This window comes from Actinomycetota bacterium (genome assembly GCA_018830725.1).
GTDB lineage: Bacteria > Actinomycetota > Humimicrobiia > JAHJRV01 > JAHJRV01 > JAHJRV01.
Window position 1 is genome coordinate 1 of record JAHJRV010000144.1, and the last position, 8,449, is coordinate 8,449.

The window sequence follows — 8,449 nt, forward strand, 5'->3', positions numbered from 1 at the left end:
GATGCTGTAACAGAAGAGGAAGTTCTTAATTTTATACAAAAAGTAGGACATCCAGTATTAGAAATGGAATCAATGTTCTAAATTAGATTTACAAGATAATAAAAATATTAAATTCTAATTAAAGAAGAAGTATCAAAAGATTTGAGCATAGTTTTTCCCCTCTTTTTACTAGATTCCCCTCCCTTTATGGGAGGGGGTAGGGGGAGGGTGAAATGTCTTCGAAACCATGCTACAAATCTCTAAAAATATAAACTTTATAAAAATAAAATATTTGGAGGTTATATTGGAAAAGGAAGTATTAATAACTAAAGATATGACTATTGGAGAAGTTGTAACTAAATATCCTCAAACTATGCCAGTTTTTTTTAGCCATGGTCTTCCATGTGTGGGATGCCATGTTGCTCAATGGGAAAGTGTAGAGGAGGGAGCACTTGCCCATGGAATTAAAGATGTCAAAAAATTAGTTGAGGATTTAAACAAGGTTGCTGAGCAAGTTAATATTAAATAGAAAATATTAACATAATATTTTCTTAATCTATAGTATTCTCTTAAATATCCACATTAGGAGTTAGTTTGAATCAAAAGCTATTTGAAAATTATGAATTTATTTTCATAGTAGTATTTGTTCCATTAATCATAATAATTTTGTTTTATTTATTACAAAAATTTATTAATTTCATTTCTGGTAAATCAACCACTACTAAATCTTCTACAAAAATGCATCCAAAAAGTTACAATTTGCAAACATTTACTATAAGCTATTTAGAACCTATTCTTATTGTGATAATACTTTTTTATGAGGTAGGTTTATTATTTTTTGGAGGTTTAATAGTGTTGTCTTCGCTTAATGGAAAATTTATAGCCATGGTAATAGCTATATTAATATTTTTATTTATTATAAATTTATTATTAATATATAAAAGATTTACCAGGATAAATAAAGCAAAGAGACATGGATAATAACCCTAAACATTTAAGAAAAATTAAATTTCTGAATAGATTAAAAAATTGGGTGAAGTTAACATCTATAAATGTATATTGCTTTTCATCAGGATGTTGTGGAGATGAAATTTTGGCAACTTATGGTCCAGTTTATGACCTTGAGAGATTGGGAGTAAACTTTGTCTCTTCTCCAGAAAGAGCAGATGTCCTAATGATAGCGGGAACCATCACCAAAGAAATGAAACCCATCTTAGAAGATTTATATAACAACATTGAAGACAAGACAGTGGTAATAGCGGTTGGCTCATGTGCAATAAATGGGGGCCCTTTTTACAAAAGCGATTATATATTAAATGGAGTAAAAGAAATTTTTAATGTGGACCTTTATGTACCAGGTTGTCCACCAAGACCAGAAGCAATTATATATTCAATTTTAAGATATAAGGAAAGGTTTAAGTAACAAGCCGAAAATATTAATAAAATATTGAATTTTTAAAAAAGGGTGTAAAAAATAGATACTTATAGCATATATATTGAGCCTAAATTTATGCCATTTGGATTTCCCATTGGACTAAATATTAACTTAAAAGAAGACGTGGTTATTAATTTGAATCCAGATTTTGGATATTTAAAGACTGGTGTTGAAGAAATAATTGAGGGCATAGAAATTGACAAGGTTATTCCATTTATTAATAGAGTTGATACTAGCAGTGCGATATCTGTCGAACTTGCATATTGTATTGCCTTAGAAAATTATTTCAAAATAGAGGTACCCATAAGAGCAAAATTTATTCGGGTAATTCTCAGTGAACTTTCGAGAATATCCAGTCATATACTATTTTTAACCAAGTTAGCGAATGCATTGGGTATGAATATGCCACTTCATTATTGCTTGAGAGAAAGAGAAGAAATACTTCATCTTATCGAGGTTGCAACAGGATCGAGACTAACTCCAAATTTTGTAAGAATTGGGGGTATAAAAAGTGATTTGAGCAAGCAATTTTTTGACAAATTAAAAGAAATGTTAAAGGGTTTTAGAAGAAAGGTTCATGAGATAAGAGTATTTTTCTTAGAGAATGAGCTGGTAGTTAATAGACTAAATAATTTGGGTATTTTGGTAAAAGAAGATGCTATTAAATTAGCTATTAGTGGTCCAAACTTAAGAGCCTTGGGAGTATCCCAGGATATTAGAAAAAATGATAATTATGAAATATATGATGAGTTAAATTTCAAAGTTCCCATTGGTGATAGAGGAGATAGTTTGGACAGATGTATGGTTAGAATAGAGGAAATAGAACAATCTATTTCTATTATTTCACAGGCTCTTTATAAAGTGCCAGAGGGAAAAATAAGAACATATGGTGTAGTTAATACTCATTTAACGGAAAATATATATAGCCATGTTGAATGTCCCCATGGTGAACTGGGTATGAATATATCAGTAAGTGAGGGTAGAATAGCTAAAATAAGCATAAAAGGACCTTCATATAATAACCTGTTTGCTTTTTCAAAAGCAGTTATAGGTGAAATACTCGAGGATATTGAATTAATACTGGCAAGTTTTGATATCTGTGTGTGCGAGGTAGATAAATGATTTTAAAAGCTTTATATTTCTTATTATTTCTATTTTTAGGACTATATATAATTATATACCTTCATAAGAAAGCACTAGCTCATATGCAATCAAGAAGAGGTCCATTACAAACTGGTTTTCATGGAACTTTACAAATATTTTCCCAAATTTTGAAAACAATTTTAAATTGGCCAAAATTATTTACTAATTGGCAAGATCTATCTAATAACATTGGAGTGATGATCTCACTTACATTTGCCATATTAGCCTTTCTGTTAATTCCCCTGACAGAAGATATTTTCTTAATGAATATTGAGATGTCCCTGCCACTTTGTCTTTCTTTTATTATGATATCCAACATGGGTGCATTTCTTTCAATTAAGAAAGTTAAATTAAATACGAATAAAATGGCAGGTTTATTAGATAGGATATCTACTGTTCTTATATTTAGCATTCCATTATTCATATCATCTATGGGACCTGTAATAGTTTCGTCATCTTTTAATCTTTTTGAAATAGTTCGAGCGCAAAGTAGATTCTATAACATCTTATACCAACCATTAAGTTTTATTGTTTTTTTATTAAGTTGTTCTTTGCTTTGGCAGAGATTACCTCTTGATGTTCCTAAAAAGGATACCTACTTTAATACTGATTATCTTTCTACTCAAACTGGATTGAATTATCTAATATCTACCATCTCTGAGTATATCAATATTATATCCTTATTGATTCTGGGAACCCTACTTTATCTTGGTGGGTGGAATGGTCCAAAAATTTTGCATCCACTGATTTGGACTATAATAAAGACTTTTGTTTTACAAGTAATAATATTATTTTTATATACTATTATTCCCAGAATAAGAGGTTTTAGAAAAAAAATAAATTTAAGTTTAGCTATTCTTTGCTTATTATCATTTTTAAACTTATTGATTACAATATTTTTGGTTCTTTATTTGAAACCTATTTTTTGAGTTTAGCTTATGAAGGGTATATTTAGAAGTTTAATAATTGTTATAAGAAATACATTTAAGAGATCTGTAACTGTTCTTTATCCAAATGATAGAATAATGGTTCCTTATAATAGCAGGGGAAGCATTCAATTGATGGTGGATCCAGATACAAGAAAGATCCTCTGTGATGGATGTAGTCAATGCGAGAAATCTTGTCCATTAAAATTGATATCTATTGAGGTAGATATCAGTAATAAAAAATTAAAAAGTTTTTATATAGATATTAGCAGATGTATGTTCTGTGGTTTTTGTGAGGAAGTATGCAAGAAAAAAGCATTAAAAATGAGTTTTAATTATGAACTGACTGAAAAGGATTTATCAGCTTTAAAGTATGATATTAAAAAATTAACCAAACACGCGAGACCGAAGTTAAGGAAATTCTGGAAAACTTAAAAAAACTTTAAAAAATTAAAAAATTTATTATTAGTTAAAAGGCAAATAATTGGAAAACATAGTATTTTATATAGTATCAATACTTATTGTAATGGGTGCTTTAGGTATTGTTCTTTTTAAAAAGCATCTATTTATAGTTTTGAGTTTTTTGATCTGTGTTTTAAGCATAAGTTTTCTTTTTTTATTTTTGAAAAATTCTGTTCTCTTTTTATTTATATATATTCCCCTTCCAGCAATAATCGCGGGTCTATTATTGGCAGGAATTGGAGAAAGGGAGAATTTAGTTTTTAATTGGAAAAGAGATTGGCCAAGAACTTTTATAGCAATTTTTATAGCCATATTAGTATTATTAGGTCTTGTTTTTGTGATTAATAATAGTAAGTGGGAAACAACTAAAGTTGATGAATTTCAATCCACTTCTCCAGCAAAAATTGCCGAGATATTATATGTTGAGCATACTGCACTTCTGATTATTATATTTATTTATTTTATTAGCTTTTTTATGGGAATATATTTTGTTTCTAAAGATAGGAAGTAAATAGTGTTATCTCTAAAAAATTATTTATATATATCCACGATTATATTCTGTTTAGGAATTTTTGGTGTTTTGTATAGAAAAAGATTTATTCATAAGTTAATTGCTTCGTCGTTAATAGCTTTATCGACTATTATAAATTTTGTTTCCTTTTCTTATTTTTTATATCCAGAAGGGTCTTCTGAATGGATTTTAGGTATTTTTATAATTGGTCTGATAATAATGCAGTTTGCAGTAGGACTTTTTGTTTATTATTTTATTCAAACAAAAGAAAGGGATATTGATATGGAAAGTGTAGATCCTTTTTTAAGATTTGGTATAAAAATGGCAAAGTTTTTCAGGAGGAAATAATTGTTAATTAATTTTTCTCTTATAATTCCAGAACTATTCATATTTCTTTCTTTTCTTTTAATTTTGTTGTTTTCAATTTTTGTTAATAAAACAAAATTAAAAAGGATAGGCTATTTTTGTCTTTTAATAATAGTAATAGCCCTGATTTTAACATTTATATTTAGAAAAAATGTTGGAACTGTTTCATCCAATTTCTTAGAGGTCAACGAACTTTCAAACTTTTTCAGATATTTTTTTCTTTTTTCTGGAATAGGACTTGTTATCTCAATAATAACTTCTAAAATAGAAAGATCTGAGATTTATGTTTTAATTTTGATTTCAATATTTGGAGCTATGTCATTAGGTATCAGCTCAAATCTTTTAACACTACTACTATTTTTAGAAATTGTCATGGTTTCATCCTATTTTGTTTCTGCTTTAAAAGTTGGAGAAAGAAGTTGGATATCATATCTTAGGTATGTTATCTGTGGAATTATCTCATCTTTTTTATTAATTTATTTTCTTTCCTTAATATATGGGCTAACAGGATCTCTTTCTTTAAATATAAGTATTATTAATATTGAGAAATTAAGTCTTCTTTTGATCATAGCAAGTATCGTTTTAATAGTAATTATGATGATCAGGCTATCATTATTCCCGTTTAATTTTTGGTTTCCCCCTTTTGCCAAAGATAGTGGCTTTTTTACAACACTTTTTTTCTCAATCTTATTTATTCCCGCAAACTTATTAGCCATTCAAAAGATATTTGAAGGATGCAATTTCCTAGAATTTAAGTTTCCCTGTCATATAACTATAAGTTTCGTTTATTTAACAATAATATTTTTAAATATTGGTGCTATTTTTCAAAAAAATATCTGGAGATTTTTGGTATTTTCAAATGTAGTTAATATCTGTTTTATTCTTGTTGGTTTTTTATATTCTCAATACTTGAGAATTTATTCTATGGGAATTGATAATATAACTCTGATATATTTGCTTATATATTTAATATCAACATCAGCCTTAATAATTGGGTTAGAGACTTATAGAATATATAAGCTTAAAACTAATTGGGTAGATTTTTTAGAAGATATTAGAGGTGGAATAAAAATTTCACCAATTTTAGCATTGTCATTAATTGTAATATTAATTTCACAAATAGGAATTCCTGGGACTGCTGGTTTTTTAGTTAAATATTCATTAATTAAATCTATTATTGGAGCTACTGGACATTTTGATTTTGAAATTTCTATATTTTTGATAATAAATTATTTGGTAGCTTTTTATTATTATGGAAGAATTATTTTAAGCATATTATCTAAGCCAAAAACGGATATTTACCCTAAATCTAAAAAAGTGAAATTAAATCTATTTAAAGAGAGTTCCCCATACCTTCTATCTTTAGCCTTTATAATATTATGCTCTATCATTATATTGGCTTTGGGTATATATGGTATTATAAATCCCACATTATCTAAAATACTTTTCCCCCTGTTTAAATAATATTTTAACTCCATAGCTGAGAAGTCCCCTTGTGATAGCTGGTGGATGAAAGGCATCATCCATAACAATATATTAAAACAGCTCCTTGCTGATATCTGTTTATTTATATAGAAATACAGATATATAATATAACAAAAAAACAAGAAATTTACATTACAGTGTTAATTACAACTTAAAAAGATATAAAAAATTAAATTTAAATTACCTCATAATCATTTAATTTAGTAGTAAATGATAATATCAAAAACAGTTGACAAAGCAAACATATGTTTGTATAATATTAATAATTTAATAGTTATTTTAAGAAAATTTCCTGTTTCTTCTGTAATAGTCAATTAAGATAACTAAAGTTAAAGCAAACAATAAGAAAAATGAAATTAACTCAAAAAAAAAGAATATTTCCTACAAAAGAACAAGAAGAAACCTTATGGATTCTTTCTGAGAAATGCAGGTTGATATATAACTTTGCACTAACTGAAAGGATAGATTCATGGAAAAATAAGGGTAAGTATGTTTCTTATTTCAAACAACAAAATGATTTACCAATAATAAAAGAGAAATATCCAGAATACAGGTGGGTTTATAGTAAGGTGCTTCAATATATTTTACGAACACTTGATGCAGATTATCGTTCTTTCTTTTCTTTACTTAAAAAAGGTGATAAAAATGCAAGACCTCCTAAATTCAAGGGTAAAAAATACTTTACTGCAATGGTTTACAACCAAAGTGGATTCAAATTCAAAGATGGAAATGTTTTCCTGTCACAAAAGTATAATAAAACTTTACTAAAATTTAAGATTTCTGATAAATTCAAGTTCAGTAAAGTTTATCAGGTTTCAGTATTTAAGAAAGAGGGTAAGTTTTTTATTTGTGTTACTTATGATAGACAAGTGAAAGATTATGTTGATAACAATAAATATCAAGCTTTTGATTTAGGAATTATGAAACATACTGGGGTTAACTTAGATGGTAGGTTCATTGAGTTTAAAAACTCAAGAGTTGATAAATATTGGCAAAAGAGAGTTCAAGAAATACAAAGCAGAAGAGATCATTGCATAAAAGGAAGTAATAAATACAATAAACTAAACAAAAATCTTATAAGAATGAAAAGAAAATGTGCTAATCAAATGAAAGATTTTCAACATAAGTTATCAAAAAAGATAATAGATAATACAAAAGCCAATACAATAATTATTGGCGATTTGGCTGTGAAAGATATGTCAAAGAAAAAGAAAGGTAAATCAAACCATAAAGGAACTAAAGGACTAAATAGAGCAATACAGAACACAGGAACTCTTGGAAGGTTTGTTAGGTTTCTAACCTACAAGGCTGAACTTATAGGTAAGAGAGTAATAGAAATCAACGAAAAAGATACTTCCAAACAGTGTTATGTATGTGGTAAGAAGCACGAAATGCCATTGTATAAAAGAATTATAAAATGTGATTGTGGAAACGAAATAGATAGAGATAAAAACTCAGCTATAAACATAATGTCTCGTTTCCTATCACAGAATGCCAAGTGGACAGGCTATCAGCAATTTGTTGGTAATCTGCGAAAAACAGGTCTACCCGTAGAAGATAGATACTCGCAGGAAGCCCCTTGCGTTAGCTGGGGGTAGTTCACTTAAAATATTCATTAATATGAACTATTTAAAAGATGTTTTTACAAACACATGTTCTTATACACAAAAAAATAAATAACCTTGTCATTCCTTCACTTCGTTCAGGACAGCGTCTGAGCACATTCGCTTTGCTCAGTACAGGCTGTGCGAAGAAACCTCATTATACTTATCTTTTTAAAAGGAGATTGTTTTTCTTGTTTATTTAGCTTTATTTAATAAAAACTTTACATACAAGAATGACAACAAATATAAATTAATTCATATTTATATTTTATAAATAGTAAACTGTAAAACACTATGCTTAAATAGTACAACTAATATATATTATTAACTTTTTATTTATATAAATTATTACTTTTAATAAAATATTATTTGGTGTGAACCCCAAAAGTTGGACACAATGTTATCTAAATTAAACCAACTGAAGGACTTCATTTTTTTTCATTTTATGATATTTAATAGTTAATAACGCCTTTCATCCCCCAGTTATTGCAAGGGAACTTCTCAGCTATAGAGTTAAAATATTATTTAAACAGGGGGA

General features: G+C 27.8%; 10 protein-coding genes. All 10 read left to right on the forward strand.

What is annotated here, in order from left to right:
• Positions 1–313: 313 nt before the first annotated feature.
• The 10 genes from KKC53_06550 (at position 314) to KKC53_06595 (ending at position 7,905) form a co-directional block, all read left to right on the forward strand.
• On the forward strand, positions 314–508 hold the full coding sequence (locus KKC53_06550) for a DUF1858 domain-containing protein (protein MBU2598806.1): 195 nt from the start codon (positions 314–316) through the stop codon (positions 506–508).
• 65 nt (positions 509–573) lie between these two features.
• Entirely contained in the window at positions 574–960 is a 387-nt protein-coding gene (locus KKC53_06555) for a hypothetical protein (GenBank protein MBU2598807.1), read from the forward strand.
• The gene (gene nuoB, locus KKC53_06560) at positions 953–1,402 is read left to right on the forward strand and encodes an NADH-quinone oxidoreductase subunit NuoB (protein MBU2598808.1); all 450 of its coding nucleotides are present in this window, start codon (positions 953–955) and stop codon (positions 1,400–1,402) included. Before KKC53_06555 ends, nuoB begins: the two co-directional genes overlap by 8 nt.
• Positions 1,403–1,489: 87 nt before the next feature.
• Positions 1,490–2,536, forward strand: coding sequence for a hypothetical protein (locus tag KKC53_06565; protein MBU2598809.1), 1,047 nt, complete (start codon positions 1,490–1,492; stop codon positions 2,534–2,536).
• Positions 2,533–3,486: an NADH-quinone oxidoreductase subunit H gene (locus KKC53_06570; GenBank protein ID MBU2598810.1), complete on the forward strand. Its 954-nt coding sequence runs from the start codon at positions 2,533–2,535 to the stop codon at positions 3,484–3,486. Before KKC53_06565 ends, KKC53_06570 begins: the two co-directional genes overlap by 4 nt.
• Positions 3,487–3,495: 9 nt before the next feature.
• Positions 3,496–3,918, forward strand: a complete 423-nt coding sequence (locus KKC53_06575; GenBank protein MBU2598811.1) for a 4Fe-4S dicluster domain-containing protein — start codon at positions 3,496–3,498, stop codon at positions 3,916–3,918.
• A gap of 49 nt (positions 3,919–3,967) precedes the next feature.
• Complete coding sequence (locus tag KKC53_06580; protein ID MBU2598812.1) at positions 3,968–4,456, forward strand: hypothetical protein; 489 nt, start codon at positions 3,968–3,970, stop codon at positions 4,454–4,456.
• A 3-nt stretch (positions 4,457–4,459) separates the two neighbouring features.
• Positions 4,460–4,804: an NADH-quinone oxidoreductase subunit K gene (locus KKC53_06585; protein MBU2598813.1), complete on the forward strand. Its 345-nt coding sequence runs from the start codon at positions 4,460–4,462 to the stop codon at positions 4,802–4,804.
• Positions 4,805–6,286, forward strand: a complete 1,482-nt coding sequence (locus tag KKC53_06590) for a hypothetical protein (GenBank protein ID MBU2598814.1) — start codon at positions 4,805–4,807, stop codon at positions 6,284–6,286.
• Positions 6,287–6,657: 371 nt separating this feature from the next.
• Positions 6,658–7,905 (forward strand): transposase, encoded by a 1,248-nt coding sequence (locus tag KKC53_06595; GenBank protein MBU2598815.1) that lies wholly within the window; start codon positions 6,658–6,660, stop codon positions 7,903–7,905.
• The last annotated feature ends 544 nt before the right edge of the window (positions 7,906–8,449 follow it).